Raw genomic sequence first — 16803 nt, 5'->3', positions numbered from 1 at the left:
ATTATAGAGTCTCTTGAGATTGAGGGGGCAATGAAGTGAATAATTCACCATATTTAGCGATCAATGCTTCAGCACGAATGACGTCTTGCGGGCTATCAATCCCAGACATGCTCGCGCGATTTTTATAATCAACAGGAACACAACGAATCGTGTAGCCATTTTCCAAGAGGCGTAATTGTTCCAATCCTTCTAATTTTTCAAATTTACTTTCAGTTAAAGTAATATATTTTTCCAGCATCTGGAGCGAATATCCGTATAAACCAATATGACGAAATATAGGGCTTTTATCGCTTTTTTGGCGTAACTTTTCTTCTTGGCGCACAGCAGGAATGATATTTTTGCTAAACCAAAAGGCGTTCCCAGTTTGTTCATTGAAAACTGCAGTAGTTCCACTAAAAGGGGTTGTCTGTTTATTTTGGCGTAGTTCATCGAGTTGTTTCCAGGTTAATTGCGTCACGGGAGTGACTACATCACAAGGTGAAACAGCGAAGGAATCAATCATGGCTCGTAAAAAATCTGGGGGCGTTAGTGGTGCGTCCCCTTGCATATTTAAAATGAAATCAGGTTTGCTTGGTATTTGTTGTATTGCTTGAGCGACGCGATCAGTACCACTGGGGGCATCTGCGGAAGTCATCACAGAGACAACGCCAATTTCATGACAATGCGCGACAATTCGTTCATCATCTGTTGCGACAATTACAGCGATGTTTTCTAGTCCTTTAGTAGCTGCGAGTGACAAATGGACTACACGTTGTAGCATCGTTTGGCCCTGAATTTTCACCAATGGTTTTCCTGGTAGTCGGGTAGAGGCATAACGAGCAGGGATAACAATGGCGGTTTTCATGGCAAAAGGTGGATTAAAGATAAAAAAAACAATAATAGCCTAAATAATGGGCTGTTACTATAGTAGAATGGGCATGCAATAATTTGGGTTTAAATAAGGATATTGATGATGAAAAAAATAAATGCAGTCCTCATGGGGGTTATGATGATGGCCTCTTTGGATGTTAGTGCCGATCAACATTCCTTGGCAAAATTAACAGACTTAGCAGGGGCATCTGGGTTTGAAAAATCTGTTCGCGATGTGGTAAAACTACAATGGCAACAGTCAATGAGTCGCGTTACTGTAGATGGAATGGGAAATTTAATTGGAGTATACAAAGAAAATGCCAAAGGTCCTAATGTTCTGTTAATGGCTCATATGGATGAAGTTGGCTATATGGTTGAATCGATAACGCCTGATGGTTTTTAAAGATTATTCCTCTAGGAGGTATTCCTGCCTCGGTTATTTTTGCCCAACGCTGGACTGTTTCCACCCCTAAAGGGCCTATTCTTGCTTACTCTGGAATGGATTCAACTCACCTTATTGAAGAGCAAAAAAAAAATAAATTACCTGCAGTTAATGCCGTATTTTTAGATATTGGTGCTGAAACAAAAGAACAAGCTGAAACCCAATTTAATGTTCGTCCAGGATTACAAGTGACTCCCGCCAGTCAATTTAGTCCTTTAAGCGAGAATCGTTATTTAGCAAAAGCACTGGATGATCGCTTGGGATTAGCGTTGATTGGCGATGTTCTGGAGTCCATCAATAATCAGCAACAACCGAATCAGCTTTTTACAGCAGCAACAGTACAAGAAGAAGTGGGATTACGTGGAGCAAGTACGGTTTTTAATAGCACCCATCCCGATGTTACCATTAATGTTGAAGTAGGCATTGCTGATGATTATCCTGCATTGATTGCTGCCCGTAAAGGTAAAATTGCTTTAGGCAAAGGACCAACCTTATTTGTTTATGATCGTTCAATGATTCCCCACCAAGAGTTATTAAGTTGGATTTTAGATTTGGCTAAAAAAAATAACATCCAAGTACAATTAGAATCTGAAATGGGGTATGGTCAAGATGGATCCAAAGTACAGGGATCAGGTTCAGGAGTCCCAAGCATTAATATCGGGGTACCTATCCGTTATGCTCATCAACAAGCAGGTGTATTTGATAAACGTGATTATGATCAAGCAGTAAAGTTAATTAGTTTAATTGTCACTCATCTCAATCAAAATGTTGTTGATCAAATTAAAGCGGGTTGATTTTGTAAGGAGAGGGATGTTTACATCCTTCTTTTACTTCATTTTTTCCTTACATTGTTCCAGGAAATAATTTGCTGATGAGTCTTGAGGATTTAGGGTCAATATTTCTTGAAAGAGCGCTGATGCGTCATGAAATCTTTTTGCTTCATAATGATTTAAAGCGGTAGCAAAAAGAGTGGCTGAATCATTTTTTAACTGAATTTCAGCTGGTGAATTATGATTAAAGATTTCATAAATATTTATGGGATAGTTTTTACCTTTTACCTTGGTTAAACCTAAAGAACGAAAATTATATCGTTCTTTGAATTGCAATTGCGAAAAGGTTTGTTCGCTAATTAATAGCTCTATATCAAAAACTCGAGTTAAGCTCTCTAGCCTTGAGGCAATGTTGACTGCATCACTAATCACACTGCAATCCATTCGTTCTTCAAATCCAACGGTGCCTAAAATCAAATGACCTGTATTGATACCGATGCCTACGCGTATAGGATCCAAATGGTCGTGTGTTCGAATAGAATTAAAATTATCTAGTGCCGCTAACAATTGCGATGCAGCGGTCAGTGCATCATCTGCATTATTAAATAATGCCATTATCGCATCGCCAATATACTTATCAATAACGCCAGAGTTTCTAAGGATTACGGGCTCCATATAGCTCATCAACGTATTAATCAGATTAAAAATTTCAACTGGGGAAAGTTGTTCGGCAATTGAAGTAAAGGACTTGATGTCCAAAAAAAGAACGGTCATTACTTTTTCAACACAATCACCTAATTTGATGTCGGCAATATTTTTTCGATTCAGTACCTTAAGAAAATCTTGGGGTACAAAACGGGCTACTGCGATGGCATTTTGTTGAATTTGCAGTAGTTTGTCGAGTAATTCATTATTTAATGCCCTAACTTTTTGCTCAGCAATTTGCAACTCTTGAAAATAAGAATTGGTTCTCACCATATAACGAACACGATAACCAAGTAAAGTAGGATTAATCGGCTTAGTGGTAAAATCTGTCGCACCAGCCTGGTATGCAATATTAATCGATTCATAATCTTCCAAACCGGTGACTATCATAATGGGAAGATAGTGCCAATCAGGTAATTTGCGAATTTCAGCACAGACTTGAAAACCATTTAAACCGGGCATTTCTACATCCAGCAATACAGCGTCGGGTTTCGCCGTTGCAAGTAATGATAATGCTCGCTCACCATTCTCAGCTTGGACCACATTAAAACCCACTTTCATTAAAGCATCGCAAGTAATTAGACGCATAGTAGCACTATCATCAACAACTAAAATCAATGGATTTTCTTTTTCCATAAAAAGGTTACTCGCTTATAATAGTACAAATTTTTGTTAAATAACCCGCAATATGCTCTAATTCAATAACTTTATCTACAGCATTTAATGATTGCGCTACAGCCCCCATGCCAAAAACTACAGAGCTTTCTTGGTCTTGGATTAAAGTATGTCCGTGAGCTTGTTTTAATTCCAATAATCCTGTTGCGCCGTCATCACTCATTCCCGTTAAAAGTATTCCTATAGCTCTGTCTTGGGAAACTTTGGCGATTGATTGAAATAAATGTGTAATTGATGGGCGAAATCCGGAAACAGGAGGAGCATCGACTAACTTGCAAATTAAATGTTTATGGGCTCTCTCAATCTCCAGATGTTTATGCTCAGGAGCTATGTAAACTACTCCTGCTTTTAATGTTTCATAATTTTCTGCATTTTTAACAGTGAGATTTACATTTTCCGCAAGCCATTGTGCAAACCCACAAATAAAACCACTACTCATATGTTGTACAATCACGATAGGTACAGGAAAATCTGCTGGTAATTGAGAGAGAATGGTTTTCAATGCCATGGGACCACCAATAGAAGCCCCCATAGCAATAATTTCATATAAAGGCTCCCCTGTATGCTCGGTGTGTGCTTTGTGACTGCCATGAGCTAAATGCTTTTTTAGTGGTTTTTTTACTACTCGAATGTCTGCAAGGCTACGCAGAGTATCAACGATATGATTTTTGCTGTCTTCAAAAGAAGGTGAAAATACACTTTCCGGTTTTTCTAAAGCAGTTAATGCTCCTGCGTCAAGAATATGAAAGGTAGCATGAGCTGATTCGCTATTTATCAGGGAGCTAATGATCACTATTGGTGTTGGATTATGAGCCATAATAATACGAGTAGCCTCTAGTCCATCCATGACCGGCATATGAATGTCCATAGTAATAAGATTAGGCTTTAGCTTTGCGGTTAACTCAATTGCTTCCTTACCATTTTTGGCGACACCAATCACCTCCATATCTTTCGCTGATTCAATGATATGTTGAATTAGCGCAGTTTCCGTAGGTGAGTCATCAACAATTAAAATTTTTATCATAGTAGTAGTTCACTATAGCAGTACCCTTTTAATGATCTCTGCAGAATTCAAGACGAAATTAATTTGATTGCTGCCTGTTAAAGTCGCCCCAATAACACAAGGTATATTGGTTAAAGGTTCTTGCAATGGTTTGAGTACAATTTCCCGTTCACCAATAATTTCATCGACAAGCAAGGCAATGCACTCTTCATCTTTCTTGATGACTACAACAGAAAAATTTTCCTTGAAATTTTTTTTATTTTCATCAAGATACAACACCTTTGACAACGAGCATAACAAAATTGGTTGTTCCTTAACAAGGACGGTTTGATTTCCTTCTACATGAACAATATCTTTTTTTTGTAACAGCAAGACGCATTCCACAGAGCTGGTAACAATTACAAATGTCTGGCTACTGCACATAATAATTAAACCGCGTTCAGTAGCTAAGGTAAGAGGAACTTGCAAGAAAAAAATAGTTCCTTTTCCTGGTTGACTTTCTACATTCACTTGACCTTTTAAACGAAGTAAGTTCGATCGCACTACATCAAGTCCTATGCCGCGTCCAGAAATATCAGTAGCTGACTTGCGCGTAGAAAAACCTGGCCGAAAAAGGAGATCAAAAATATTTTCTTGTTTCATCGTTTCAAGTTCGGTTTGGGTAATAATATTTTTTTGAAGCGCGCTACGAACTACATCCTCTGTTTTAATTCCTGAACCATCATCGATTATTTTAAAAACAATTTGGTTGTTTTTCTGCAGGACTTCAATGGTGATATTTCCTTGTGCTGGTTTGCCATTTTTCAGACGCAACTCACTACTTTCAATGCCATGATCAATGGCATTACGTAAAATGTGGACTATGGGATCTTTAAGACCATCAAGTATTAGTTTATCAATTTTTACATTATTACTTTTAATTTCGAAATTCACCTCCTTATTTAGCTCTTGAGCTAAGTCACGAACTATGCGCGGTAAATAACGTAATTGATTCACCACCGGAATAAGACGCAAAGTACGAATTTCATCCTGAAGTGCATTTAATAAAATCGATAATTCGCTCACGGGGATACGTAACTCTCTTTCAATCAAGTGGGCTGCTTTTTTGGCTTCCGTGAGTTCAGTAAAGTTTACAGAGGATAAGGTATCCAAATGCTTTATTTCATTTCCAGAGTAATTTTTAATTAAATCATAAGTATTTTTTTTCCAGGACTTAGTTAGTTGCTCTAACTTGAAATTAATTTTGGTTAATTTTGCATAGTTTTCTTCAATAGCAATTTTAATGGCCTGAATCTCTTCCATATAAACTGAAATACGTTCCAAATTTTGTAAGGATACGCGTATGGATTCAAATTCATTCTTTAGAGGTACGGTGGGAACGCCAGCTGTTTCTTGATGCTTGGTTGACGTTTGATTACTTAGCGAGATATTGGACGCTTTTTCTTTTTGAGTAATGCCTTCGGCATAATAGGTTAATTGCTGTAAATGATTGTGTAAATCAAAAGATAAAGGTCTTTGTTCACTAAAGCACTGTATGGCTTCACTCATATAATCAATCGATTGCAGGCAAAGATTAATTATTTCAGAAGAAATCTCGATCTTTTTTTTCTGGATTGCAGCAAATAAAGCTTCTAAATAGTGAGCAATTTCTCCTACATCAAGAGCTCCTACGCCTCGAGCAGAGCCTTTGATATTATGGGCAACACGAAAAATTTCTTCCAATAAATTTTGGAATTCTTGTTCAGATTCTGTTCCTTTCTCGAGGTGTAATAACCCATCCGTTATCGTGATTAAATTTTCATGAAGCTCTGTTTTAAATGTTTCAACAATTTTTTTTATAAATTCACTATCCGGGGAAGGAGGAATAGGTATTGAGGAAGATGCTTTCTCTTCATTAGATTTCTTTTCAGAGGATGCAGTTTTTGATGGTGTTATTTGTTTTTCTTCTTCATGTTGTTCAGGCTGTAAAAGAGATTCCAGTTGATATAATAATTCATTAAGATTGGCGGAAAGAGGTTTTTTTTCAATAAAATCCCGCATGGCTTCACGCATCCCATCAACTGCGCGAAATGTTAATTGGATGATCTCTGTAGAGATTTTATGGTATGGATCAAATAGTTGTTCAACAAATTCAGCGATCTTCCCAAGATTTTGCATCCCTACTGAAAATGCTGAAACTTTAATATTGCGTCCAGCACGAGAAATGTCCGCCATCATAAGATTGAGATCATTTACTGCTTCTGCACGTTCAATTTTTTTTAAATTCTCAGTAATAATTGACAGTAATGACTCAAGCTCTGGGCCAAATGTTTCAAGTAACTGTTTTAAAAACTGATCGTTTGGAGTCATATTAAAGCTTCTACACTTTATAAATATTCACACCCTCTTTGAGGTGTTTTGCTATATCATCTAACTTATGGATAAAATCCATCAACTCTTTAATGCCACCTGAAAATGTTGATGTAGTACGGTTAATTTCATTCATACTTTCGACTATTTGCTCAATACCTACAGCTTCCTGACGTATAGCTACTTCAATATGCTGGCTTGAAATAGAAGCTTCATTGATCATTTTACTCAGTGTCTGAATGACTTGCCCGGCTTTATCAATGAGTTTTGTTCCTGATTCAAGGGCTTTTGCTCCTTCCTCGGTAACAGTAACGGCTTTTTCGGTAGTTCGTCGGATGTCTTCAAGAATTTTTTGTACCTGTACTGTAGATTGTTCTGATTGTTCCGCAAGATTTCTAACTTCAGTGGCAACAGCAGCAAATCCTTTTCCAGCTTCACCTGCTTTAGATGCTTCAATTGATGCGTTCAATGCGAGCATTTTTGATTGTTGTGCTAGAGTATTCACTACTGATGTGATATCTCCAATTTGTTGCGTGTGGGTGCTTAAGTCAAGAATGGTTTGAGCAATCAGCTTCATTTTTTCTTCTAAAGCATTAATCCCCTCGATGCTTTGTGCTACCGATTCCGTGCCTAATTTTCCTTGTTCATAAGTATTTTTAGCAACTTCCCTTAACGTTTGCGCTTTAGCCATAGTTTGTTTTGAGCTTTTATCAATTTCTTCTAGAGAAGCGCTGATCTCATTAATTGCAGATGCTTGTGAGGTAATACTTTCGGCTTGCTCATTGGCTGAAGTTAGAATTGTTTCAACCATGATGACAATCTCATTACCCGCGGCAGTGATTTTTTTTGTAATAGACGCGAGGCCATCGGTCATTAAATTTAAATCTTTGCCTAAATCTTGTAAAACATCTTCTTGATCAATTTCAAGGTGCTCTCTCAGGTCGCCTGCGGCAACTTTACTGCTATGCTCACGAAATTTCTTTGATGAATTAACTAATTTTTCAAATAATATTCGAGATTCCTCTTCTTTAGTACGAAGAATCGCTTCATTTTTCTTAATTGCTTCTTGCATCGCTTTGAGTGATAAAAGCAGTTTACCTAATTTATCTCTCGTTGGAATATGAATTATGATGTCGCGTTCACCTGCGGCAATTTGTTCAGCAATATCAATTGCCTTGTCAATTGGAATGGACATCGCTCGCGAGGTGATATAGGGAACGATGATAGTTAAAATAATAGCTAAAATCAGTAGCCAATAGGCAGAATTCTTTATCGAAACTAAACTTTTATTGATTTTGGTCGTATTTTTTTCGATTTCTTGAGACAACAGATAGAATATACCCCCCGTTCTTTTCCCTGTTTCAGCAGAATAAGTACCGTCGATAATTTTAAGCATCGCATCTTCAATACTTCTTGTTTTATTCCTGGTCGTTTCTACATTATCAGGATTATTGGGATCCCATGGCTTATTGATTATCGAGCTTTGAATATCGTAAAGAGGTAAATAGAGTTCTTCTAGTTTATCCCATTCTTTTCTGAGTTTGGCATTATCTATGGAATGCATTGCTTGATTCCATTCATTTCTAATATTAGTGATTTGTCCCCATAGGCGTTCGAAATGGTTTTTATCTTCCGGGTTGCCTGTCATTGCCCAATTTTCTAGTAAGTCTTGAACCTCATAAATTTGACTATCAAGGATTTGTGGCAAATTTTCACTGCGTATTTTCTGGCTTAATTGGACTACAAAGTTAACCTTGGGTATTAAAAGCATAATTAACAGCAACAAAGGAAGACTAAGAGTCATAAATCCAATGATTAAGCGGGCATGAACTGTGATAACAAAGCCTCGATTATTAATGGTTTCCATGAGCCTCTCCTCTCCTATATAAACTTTTTTTAATTTCTAAACATAAACTCGATATTAGAGTCTCAACATGGATGATTGCTGTGACCGCATGATGTAATCCTAAAATATACTCAGGCTTTGCTGTATTAGTCGACGATAAAGGAACGGCCAATTGATTTGGCTGATAAGTAGCACTTCCTTCGATTTGAGGAGTAAGTAAAGCAAGGGTAATGTTATCGGAATTAATCACAATAATAAATTCGTTTTTTTGTTTATGCGTCGAAGGTTGTGGATGAAAGAATTGGAATAGATCGATCACCGTAATTAATGCCCCTCGCCAATTAATGACCCCGGCAATAAAATGGGGGATGAAGGGAGGTCTTACCAACTCCACATGATGTAAAATTTCTTGAACATAGTGATAGGGAATTCCATAATGTTCATTCTTGCTAAGGGTGAAATGAACAAAAGCAATACCGTTATTTTGAGTTTTATCCACTTCCTGTTGTGCAAGTTGTTTGGCTCTTGCTTGCAGTATGCATAATGCCTCCTCACTTTTTGGTATCAGTTCAGACGCATGCTTTTGTTCTTTTATCATCACTTAAAATCCTTTTTTGTTTCATCATCTTTATTTAGAGAGAAATAGATAGCATCATTATGATGAAAAATAAGATTAGTTCCTGATGTAACAATTGGATCTGATGCGCCTAATACAAGATAACCGTGCTCGGTCATGCAGGCGCTTAATTTTTTCATAATTTTTGTAACGAGTTCATTATCAAAATAAATTAGCACATTACGGCATAATATTAAATCAACATCAAATATTCCATTAATTATCGATGGGTAGCTATTATCGCATAGATTAAGATATTTAAATTGTACTAAGTTGCAAATTTCTGGTGAAAGAATGTATGAGCGATTATTGATTTTGAAATATCGGTTTATGTATTTCTCAGGAATAGATCGCATCGACCATTGTCCATAAGTACCGGCGTGTGCTTTTTGGAGTGCGCTGGTGTTTATATCAGTTCCTATTAAACAGAGATCCCATGTATCGATATTAGGAAGTAACTCTGTTAATAAGATAGCAATTGTATATATTTCTTCTCCAGAAGAACAACCTGCGCTCCAAATTTTTAAAGTAAAGTCATTCGATTTTTTTTTGATTAATTGAGGTAAAAGGATTTTTTCCAGCAAAATCATTTGATTCTTATCGCGAAAAAAATAGCTTTCGCCTACAGTAATTGATGCAAGTAAATCAGCTAACAACGACGAGTTACAGGAGCAATTTTTTAGATGATTTAGATACTCTTGGGGTGAGTAATTAAATTTAATACATGCGGCAATAATTGTTTTTGTGAGTTCTGTAGCCTGGTGTATCCTAATAACAAGACCAAATCGTTTGTGGATAAGTTCGATAAACTCAGGCTCGAGTTTTTTTGTCTCATTTATTATGGTATCAGTATTGTTGCTCATAATTAGTTACTTGATTTATTTCTTGTGTAAGTTTTAACGTAAATACCCAATCAATATTGATTAACAGCGAAACCCCTGTCTCTAGAGTTATGACACCAAAAAAAGGTGAGTTACTCTGTGTAAATTCTTCGTGGACTTCTATCCTTTTTTCATCTATTTCATCGATACCAAGTATGTTATCAACAATTAAACCCATCTGATGTGAGCCGTTATCGCAAAGAAGAACAGGTATATTTAAAGGATATATTTGCTCACGTGGCAAACCGATGCTAATTGCTAAATCAAGAACAGGAATGCATTTACTTTTAAGATTCATCAAGCCTGCGCAATAGACAGGACAAGATGGGACTGCCTCAAGCAGTGGTAAAGGAAGTACTTTAGCTACATATCTCAACTCAATACAGACACGAATGTCTTGTAAAAGAAAATGGAGAACAGTTATGTTCTTGGTTGACATTTTCGCTTCTTCCTCAGATAAAAATATTTCTAAGTATATGTATTATATTTATAGACTTAATACTATTTATGTACAAGCTAATTCCTACAGGAAATCGCTTCTTTGGGTGATCACCCTCTTTGCAAACACGATACAAGGACATGCTGCAAGGTGACATTTTAGAGCAAGGAGTTGTTGCTCTTGAACCCTCCGTATTTACGGAGGGTAATGGTAGATCCAGAGAAACAATTAAAAGAAGTCTATTCTGCTGAAGTGTCTTTACGTGCAAAATAATTTAAATCGAGCTCCCGAGCTGCTTTAACATCATCGAGTCGTTTAACGGGTAAAGAATGAGGTGCTTCTTTAACTAAGTTAGGATTTGTTGCTGCTTCTTCTTTTATCGATTTCATTACCTGTACAAATTGATCCAGTTCTTCTTTGCTTTCTGTTTCTGTAGGTTCTATAAGCAGGCATTCAGGAATAAGCAAAGGAAAATAGGTGGTTGGGGCATGCATACCATAATCTAATAATCTTTTGGCAATGTCCATGGCGGTAATGCCATAAGATTTCTTTTCTGGACTTAGTGTTAAGATAAATTCATGGGAAGCACGTCTGTTGGGATAGGCAGGGGTGAATCCTGCTTTCATTAGCTCTTTAAGCAGATAGTTAGCGTTTAGTGTCGCGTATTCCGAAACACGCAATAACCCCTCTTTACCAAGTACTCGTATATAAAAATAAGCTCGCAGTAATATGCCTGCATTTCCCATAAAGCAAGATAAACGACCTATACTCTGTGGATAATCTTGGCGAGTTGCCCAATGATATTCTGAGTTTGTTTTTTTCACGACAGGTAATGGCATGAACGGTAGCAAACGTTTACCTACAGCAACCGGGCCTGCGCCAGGTCCACCGCCTCCATGCGGGGTGGCGAAGGTTTTATGAAGATTGAGATGCATCACATCAAAGCCCATATCCCCCGGTCTTACTTTGCCTAGAATGGCATTAAGATTGGCACCATCGTAATACAATAAACCACCAGCTTGATGAACCAAGGCAGCTATTTCTTTAATCTGTCGCATAAACAATCCGAGTGTAGAGGGATTGGTTAACATGATGCCTGCAGTTTTTGGGCCAAGTTTGCTCTTTAATTCTTCAAGATCAATATCGCCGTCTGCAGCGGTAGCTATTTCAACAATCTTAAATCCGCACATGACTGCAGAAGCTGGATTTGTGCCATGAGCGGCATCAGGAATCAACATTTCATCACGTGCAGTATCGCCTCGAGATTGGTGATACGCTTTAATCATTGCAACACCTGCAAACTCCCCCTGAGAGCCAGCCATGGGTGTCAACGACACACCAGCCATCCCTGTCATTTCAGCTATATATTCTTGCAAGCGATAAAGTGGTTCTAAAAAACCTTGACTGTCTTGTTCGGTAGCAAGTGGGTGGCGGTTGAGAAAATTCGCGTGCGATGCTGCTTTATGTACCCCGCGCGGATTATATTTCATGGTACACGAACCTAATGGATAAAAATTACTGTCTATTGCAAAATTTTTATGGGAAAGACGCGTGAAATGTCGCACCACTTGTAATTCGGAGCAAGCAGGTAATTGAGGCGGTATTTTGCGCTCCAATTCCGCAGGAATGGCGTATTTACTCTTTGAAATTTTCGGTGCTTGTGCCGTAGCTTGACGGTTTTTTTGGGATAATTCAAAAATCAACATAATTTGCCTTCCGTTTTCTGAATAAGCTCTTTAAGTTCAGCTCGATGATTGACAGGGGTAAATTCAATAAATTGATACGTCGCTATTTCTGCTAAATAATAGGGATCATTTTTGAATACGGATTCAAGATAGGCACGGTCATTTGTCGCTGCAATGATGATACCGCCTGTACGTGGTTTCATGGGACCAGAAGCCACCAATAATCCTTGTTTGTAATAGTAATCAAGAAACTCTCGGTGTGATTGCAGATACTTATCGACTTCATTAAGCGGTACTAGATAAGTTAATTGAATTACGAACATGAGGCACCTCGTTGAGACATGATGGCTTTTAATGTTTTTGCGTAGTGCTCGATTTCTTCATCAGTACGCATTTCTGTAGCGCAAACCAAAAGGGTATTTGTTAATCGAGGATAGTGGATTTCTGGAGCATAACCACCAGTGATGCCTGCGTTGGCCAATTCTTTTAGTACTTGCTCAACGGGGTGATTTAATTGAAGTAATACCTCATGAAAATAAGGGGCATCAAAGACTAACTCTACACCATCAATTTTGGTTAAAATCTCAGCCAATGCATGTGTATTCTGGTGGCATTGGCTTGCTACTTGGTGTAATCCTTCTGCTCCCAAAAGACTCATGTGGATAGTTGCTGCGGTAACCAGTAATCCTTGATTAGTACAAATGTTTGAAGTGGCTTTAGCGCGGCGGATATGTTGTTCTCGTGCCTGTAATGTTAAAGCAAATCCTCTCTTACCTTCTTTATCTACAGTACAGCCAATCAGTCTTCCAGGAAGTTGGCGTACATGACTCATACGTGTACTTAAAAAACCAAAATAAGGTCCCCCGGATGCCATAGGTGAGCCTAAAGGTTGCCCTTCACCACAAACAATATCTACTCCATGGCTACCCCATAAACGTGGAGGTTTTAATAATGCAAGCGATACTGGATTAACACATGCAATACTAATGACTTTATTCTGATGTGCCCAATCACTCAGCTCATCAACTTTTTCAAGGCAACCAAAGAAATTAGGTTGTGCAATTACGAGCGCAGTAATATCTTCACCAGTATACTGCTCTAATGCAGAAAGAGGGATGATGCCTTGTTTTTCATCCAATGGTAAGGTAATCACTTCGATATGTTGATTACGTAAGATGGTTTCAACCGTTTCACGATAGAAAGGATGAACAGTCCCTGCAACTAACACCCGATTTGTTTTACTGTGTTTGTTGATGCGTACTGCCATTAAAATGGCTTCCGCCAAAGAAGTGGCGCCATCATACATCGACGCATTAGAGACATCCATGCCAGTGAGTTCACAGATCATGGTTTGATATTCGTAGAGTAGCTGTAAGGTCCCTTGACTTGCTTCAGCTTGATAGGGCGTATATGCGGTTAAAAATTCTCCACGAGAAGCAATATCCCACACTGCTGCAGGAATATGATGTTCATAACATCCTGCCCCCATAAAGCAAATTCCATTACGATTTTTATTTGCAAAATTTTGCGCTTCTTTCAACATATCCATTTCGTTGAGGCCTGCAGGTATGTTTTGAAAGCCTGCATAGAGCAAAGCGGAGGGAATCTCATCAAACAAGGCTTGTGTTTCTTGTGCTCCAATAGCATTCAGCATGGCCTTGATGTCTTCAGGGGTATGTGGGATATAAGGCATAATTAATGTTCCTCAGCAATCTCATTTTGATATTGTTCAGCGTTTAACAAACTATTTATTTCATCGGGATGGCTTGGTTTTAGTTTGACGAGCCAGCCAGCTGCATAGGGATCGCTATTGACGAGTGCTGGATTTTCAACAACCATTTCATTAACTGCAGTGACAATACCACTAACGGGGGCGTAAAAATCAGAAGCAGCTTTTACAGACTCAACGACACCTAACTCTTCACCAGCACTGACTTGATCACCTATTTCTGGAAGCTCAACAAAAACCATATCTCCTAGAAGCTCTTGGGCATGATCCGTAATGCCTACCGTTACTTCTTCATTTCCACTTTTTAGCCATTCGTGTGTCATTGTGAATTTTAAATCATTCATTGTATTTATCCTCATTTTTAGTGTAGCTTAAATGAAGCGAGATGGGGCTTCAGAAGTTTGTACCACTAAAATTTAGCATCCTTAGCTCCCTGTTTTGCTCGCTATGAACTCAACCGATAATGTGACGTTATAGTGCTTTTCCCAATTTGACAAAACGTGGCTTACCTACTGTTGCGGGGACTAATTTACCACGAATGTCTACCATGACTTCCTCCCCTGTTTCAACAGGAACGCGTGCCAATGCGATAGACTTTTCTAGTGTAGGAGAATAGCTTCCACTAGTAATAATTCCATCGGGACAACCAGGAACAACTATTCTTTGGCCCTGACGCATGATCCCTTTATCTTGCAGGGTAAGTCCTACCATTTTGCGTTTAATGCCTATTTGCTTTTGTGAAAATAAAGCCCCCATGCCAATAAAATCGCGATCTTCTGGTTCCCACTTAATGGTCCAGGTTAAGCCTGATTCCAATGGACTGGTGGTTTCATCCATATCTTGGCCATAAAGAAGCATACCCGCTTCTAATCTTAAAGTATCTCGAGCACCTAAGCCACAAGGATGGACCCCTGTTTGGCTCAAATCATGCCATAATTGACCGATGATTTCCTGGGGAACAACAATTTCTAAACCGTCTTCTCCAGTGTATCCTGTGCGTGCAAAAAACCAATTTTCTACATCAACGCATTCGAAATGAGTTAAAGTAGAAACTGCATCAATTTGCGCAGGATTAAGTATTGTTAACACTTTTTCTACCGCATTAGGGCCTTGTACGGCAAGCATGGCTAATTCTCTTCGCTCTTGCAAACCAACAGCAAATCCCTCGCTTTTTTTGCGAATCCAGGCTAAATCATTTTCTCGGGTTGCCGAGTTGAGAACAATCCGATAATTATCTGAAGCACGCTGATAAACGATAAGGTCATCAATAATGCCGCCATGTTCATTGCACATGCAGCTGTAAAGAGCTTTGCCATTATGTTCCAATAAGTCAACATCATTGGTTAGAAGTTTGCGTAAAAATTGACGGCAGCCCGCACCAAGTACATCGACGATGGTCATGTGAGAGACATCAAACATGCCGGCATCTTTACGGACATACTGATGTTCTGTGATCTGAGATCCATAATGCAATGGCATTTCCCAACCATGAAAATCAACCATTTTTGCACCACATTCTATGTGTGTGGCATGAAGAGGAGTTTTAGCAATCATTGCATATCCTTATAATAGAACCTTGACGTCAACGATTATACCTATTGCGATATATACTGTATATTGCATAAAGCATATTTCTTAGGACTACTTTAATGGCTTGGCTAATTTTTTGGCGATGTATGCTTGATTTAGTATGGTTATTTTTTCTTTTGATTCTGTTTCGACACTTTTGGCAAGACAGGCAGGTATTAGTACGTGCGAAATCTTGGTTAATCACTCAAGGCCGTATTACTTCTTGTGAATGGACGGAAGTGGGCCATAGCGTTTGGCCTAAAATTGAATATTCTTATCAAGTGGATGATAAAGATCTGACTGGAGAGTATTTATTTTTGGATACAGCTCATAATAACCCCAATAGTAAATATTCTCGAAGTATTGCTTATAAGGCGGCCGTTGCTTTTAAAGAGGATAAAGAAATTGACGTTTATTATAATCCTGATAATCCGGAGCAATCTGCTTTAGATGTGACTGTGCCAACCAAATTAAATATCATTTTAATTTTGATTGGCTCATTCATTATTTTGCATCTAGGACTTATTGCTTGGCGTTATCTGGGCTAGTTTTACTTGGTGGTGTGGGAGTGGGCTCGTCTTCAATATCGCATTTACAAGGAGTTTTGTTCACCACAGATTGTAGACTTGAAATAGTGTAGCCTCTTACGCCTTGGCCTGAGGGGGCTTGCATAAAATTGATGGTCACTTTCAAATGCTGTTTTTGCTGGTATTGAGGATTTTGGTATACAACTAATAAACCCATAGTCGCTTTCCAATGCGTGGCGTCAATATTAGAAATGACAGGTGGTTCTGTGGCTACAGCGCTGACATAATAAAGATTTTGTTGTACGGCCTCGGGTAGTTTTGAAGCATTTAATGCATTGCTGTATGCTATCCACCCATCTGCTGTAAAATATTTGGCTATTCTTTTTTGATCTTCTAAATAATTTTTATAACTATACGTATATGTGGCAACAATCGCCTCATTGACCCAGACTGATAATTGCACGGGATCAGGTTGTGCATAACTGAATTGAGAAAAGAACAACAGTATCCCCAAGAAGCCTGTTAATTTTTTGTTCATGAATAATGCCTCGATTGTCAATGGAATAGATTGAGTTTAATCATTTTTACTGAAATTCACCACTTCCCATAAAAAAGTATTTCGATGGCAGCAAATTTGGATTGGGTATTAAAAAAATCCCCGGCTAGAGCCGGGGTAAATTGGTTGTTTAGATTATGAACCTAAACATTTCTTCGCTTA

General features: G+C 38.3%; 15 protein-coding genes and 1 pseudogene. 2 read left to right on the top strand and 14 right to left on the bottom strand.

Features of this window, described 5'->3' with window-relative positions; genetic code table 11:
* Position 1 precedes the first annotated feature (1 nt).
* Positions 2–784 carry a 3-deoxy-manno-octulosonate cytidylyltransferase gene (locus EL220_RS16945; RefSeq protein ID WP_232002525.1) on the bottom strand — a complete coding sequence of 261 codons (783 nt, stop codon included), beginning with the start codon at positions 782–784 and terminating at the stop codon, positions 2–4.
* A 165-nt stretch (positions 785–949) separates the two neighbouring features.
* Here EL220_RS16945 and EL220_RS16940 point away from each other — a divergent pair.
* A pseudogene (locus tag EL220_RS16940) lies at positions 950–2085 on the top strand (M42 family metallopeptidase).
* A gap of 33 nt (positions 2086–2118) precedes the next feature.
* Here the strand turns inward: EL220_RS16940 and EL220_RS16935 are convergent.
* The 12 genes from EL220_RS16935 to gcvT form a co-directional block, all read right to left on the bottom strand.
* Positions 2119–3402 (bottom strand): response regulator, encoded by a 1284-nt coding sequence (locus EL220_RS16935; protein ID WP_027270529.1) that lies wholly within the window; start codon positions 3400–3402, stop codon positions 2119–2121.
* A 7-nt stretch (positions 3403–3409) separates the two neighbouring features.
* Complete coding sequence (cheB, locus tag EL220_RS16930; protein WP_027270530.1) at positions 3410–4465, bottom strand: chemotaxis-specific protein-glutamate methyltransferase CheB; 1056 nt, start codon at positions 4463–4465, stop codon at positions 3410–3412.
* A 12-nt stretch (positions 4466–4477) separates the two neighbouring features.
* Complete coding sequence (locus EL220_RS16925) at positions 4478–6793, bottom strand: ATP-binding protein (protein WP_027270531.1); 2316 nt, start codon at positions 6791–6793, stop codon at positions 4478–4480.
* A 10-nt stretch (positions 6794–6803) separates the two neighbouring features.
* Positions 6804–8660: a methyl-accepting chemotaxis protein gene (locus EL220_RS16920; RefSeq protein WP_027270532.1), complete on the bottom strand. Its 1857-nt coding sequence runs from the start codon at positions 8658–8660 to the stop codon at positions 6804–6806.
* On the bottom strand, positions 8647–9237 hold the full coding sequence (locus tag EL220_RS16915; RefSeq protein WP_232002523.1) for a chemotaxis protein CheW: 591 nt from the start codon (positions 9235–9237) through the stop codon (positions 8647–8649). The genes EL220_RS16920 and EL220_RS16915 overlap by 14 nt, the downstream gene beginning before the upstream one ends.
* Entirely contained in the window at positions 9237–10118 is an 882-nt protein-coding gene (locus tag EL220_RS16910; RefSeq protein WP_027270534.1) for a CheR family methyltransferase, read from the bottom strand. Before EL220_RS16910 ends, EL220_RS16915 begins: the two co-directional genes overlap by 1 nt.
* On the bottom strand, positions 10102–10575 hold the full coding sequence (locus EL220_RS16905; RefSeq protein ID WP_027270535.1) for a chemotaxis protein CheW: 474 nt from the start codon (positions 10573–10575) through the stop codon (positions 10102–10104). Before EL220_RS16905 ends, EL220_RS16910 begins: the two co-directional genes overlap by 17 nt.
* 239 nt (positions 10576–10814) lie before the next feature.
* On the bottom strand, positions 10815–12281 hold the full coding sequence (gene gcvPB, locus EL220_RS16900) for an aminomethyl-transferring glycine dehydrogenase subunit GcvPB (protein WP_027270536.1): 1467 nt from the start codon (positions 12279–12281) through the stop codon (positions 10815–10817).
* Positions 12275–12583 (bottom strand): YciI family protein, encoded by a 309-nt coding sequence (locus tag EL220_RS16895; RefSeq protein ID WP_027270537.1) that lies wholly within the window; start codon positions 12581–12583, stop codon positions 12275–12277. Before EL220_RS16895 ends, gcvPB begins: the two co-directional genes overlap by 7 nt.
* On the bottom strand, positions 12574–13953 hold the full coding sequence (gcvPA, locus tag EL220_RS16890) for an aminomethyl-transferring glycine dehydrogenase subunit GcvPA (RefSeq protein ID WP_027270538.1): 1380 nt from the start codon (positions 13951–13953) through the stop codon (positions 12574–12576). The genes EL220_RS16895 and gcvPA overlap by 10 nt, the downstream gene beginning before the upstream one ends.
* A 2-nt stretch (positions 13954–13955) precedes the next feature.
* Positions 13956–14333, bottom strand: a complete 378-nt coding sequence (gene gcvH, locus EL220_RS16885) for a glycine cleavage system protein GcvH (RefSeq protein WP_027270539.1) — start codon at positions 14331–14333, stop codon at positions 13956–13958.
* A gap of 127 nt (positions 14334–14460) precedes the next feature.
* The gene (gene gcvT / locus EL220_RS16880; protein WP_027270540.1) at positions 14461–15543 is read right to left on the bottom strand and encodes a glycine cleavage system aminomethyltransferase GcvT; all 1083 of its coding nucleotides are present in this window, start codon (positions 15541–15543) and stop codon (positions 14461–14463) included.
* A gap of 95 nt (positions 15544–15638) precedes the next feature.
* Between gcvT and EL220_RS16875 the strand changes: the two genes are divergently transcribed.
* Positions 15639–16106 (top strand): DUF3592 domain-containing protein, encoded by a 468-nt coding sequence (locus EL220_RS16875; RefSeq protein WP_027270541.1) that lies wholly within the window; start codon positions 15639–15641, stop codon positions 16104–16106.
* On the opposite strand, the gene EL220_RS16870 is transcribed toward EL220_RS16875, so the two are convergent.
* The gene (locus tag EL220_RS16870) at positions 16081–16623 is read right to left on the bottom strand and encodes a DotI/IcmL family type IV secretion protein (protein WP_027270542.1); all 543 of its coding nucleotides are present in this window, start codon (positions 16621–16623) and stop codon (positions 16081–16083) included. The two genes, EL220_RS16875 and EL220_RS16870, sit on opposite strands and share 26 nt — an antisense overlap.
* Positions 16624–16803: the final 180 nt, after the last annotated feature.

Source organism: Legionella sainthelensi (assembly GCF_900637685.1).
Lineage (GTDB): Bacteria > Pseudomonadota > Gammaproteobacteria > Legionellales > Legionellaceae > Legionella > Legionella sainthelensi.
Note: the sequence above shows the minus strand (reverse complement) of the source record. Positions and strands in the feature narration are given on the sequence as shown.

Bases quoted from the DNA above. Each gene is read 5' to 3' on its own strand.
- EL220_RS16935 (WP_027270529.1), bottom strand. From the start codon at position 3,402: ATGGAAAAAGAAAATCCATTGATTTTAGTTGTTGATGATAGTGCTACT.
- cheB (WP_027270530.1), bottom strand. From the start codon at position 4,465: ATGATAAAAATTTTAATTGTTGATGACTCACCTACGGAAACTGCGCTA.
- EL220_RS16925 (WP_027270531.1), bottom strand. From the start codon at position 6,793: ATGACTCCAAACGATCAGTTTTTAAAACAGTTACTTGAAACATTTGGC.
- EL220_RS16920 (WP_027270532.1), bottom strand. From the start codon at position 8,660: ATGGAAACCATTAATAATCGAGGCTTTGTTATCACAGTTCATGCCCGC.
- EL220_RS16915 (WP_232002523.1), bottom strand. From the start codon at position 9,237: ATGATAAAAGAACAAAAGCATGCGTCTGAACTGATACCAAAAAGTGAG.
- EL220_RS16910 (WP_027270534.1), bottom strand. From the start codon at position 10,118: ATGAGCAACAATACTGATACCATAATAAATGAGACAAAAAAACTCGAG.
- EL220_RS16905 (WP_027270535.1), bottom strand. From the start codon at position 10,575: ATGTCAACCAAGAACATAACTGTTCTCCATTTTCTTTTACAAGACATT.
- gcvPB (WP_027270536.1), bottom strand. From the start codon at position 12,281: ATGTTGATTTTTGAATTATCCCAAAAAAACCGTCAAGCTACGGCACAA.
- EL220_RS16895 (WP_027270537.1), bottom strand. From the start codon at position 12,583: ATGTTCGTAATTCAATTAACTTATCTAGTACCGCTTAATGAAGTCGAT.
- gcvPA (WP_027270538.1), bottom strand. From the start codon at position 13,953: ATGCCTTATATCCCACATACCCCTGAAGACATCAAGGCCATGCTGAAT.
- gcvH (WP_027270539.1), bottom strand. From the start codon at position 14,333: ATGAATGATTTAAAATTCACAATGACACACGAATGGCTAAAAAGTGGA.
- gcvT (WP_027270540.1), bottom strand. From the start codon at position 15,543: ATGATTGCTAAAACTCCTCTTCATGCCACACACATAGAATGTGGTGCA.
- EL220_RS16875 (WP_027270541.1), top strand. From the start codon at position 15,639: ATGGCTTGGCTAATTTTTTGGCGATGTATGCTTGATTTAGTATGGTTA.
- EL220_RS16870 (WP_027270542.1), bottom strand. From the start codon at position 16,623: ATGAACAAAAAATTAACAGGCTTCTTGGGGATACTGTTGTTCTTTTCT.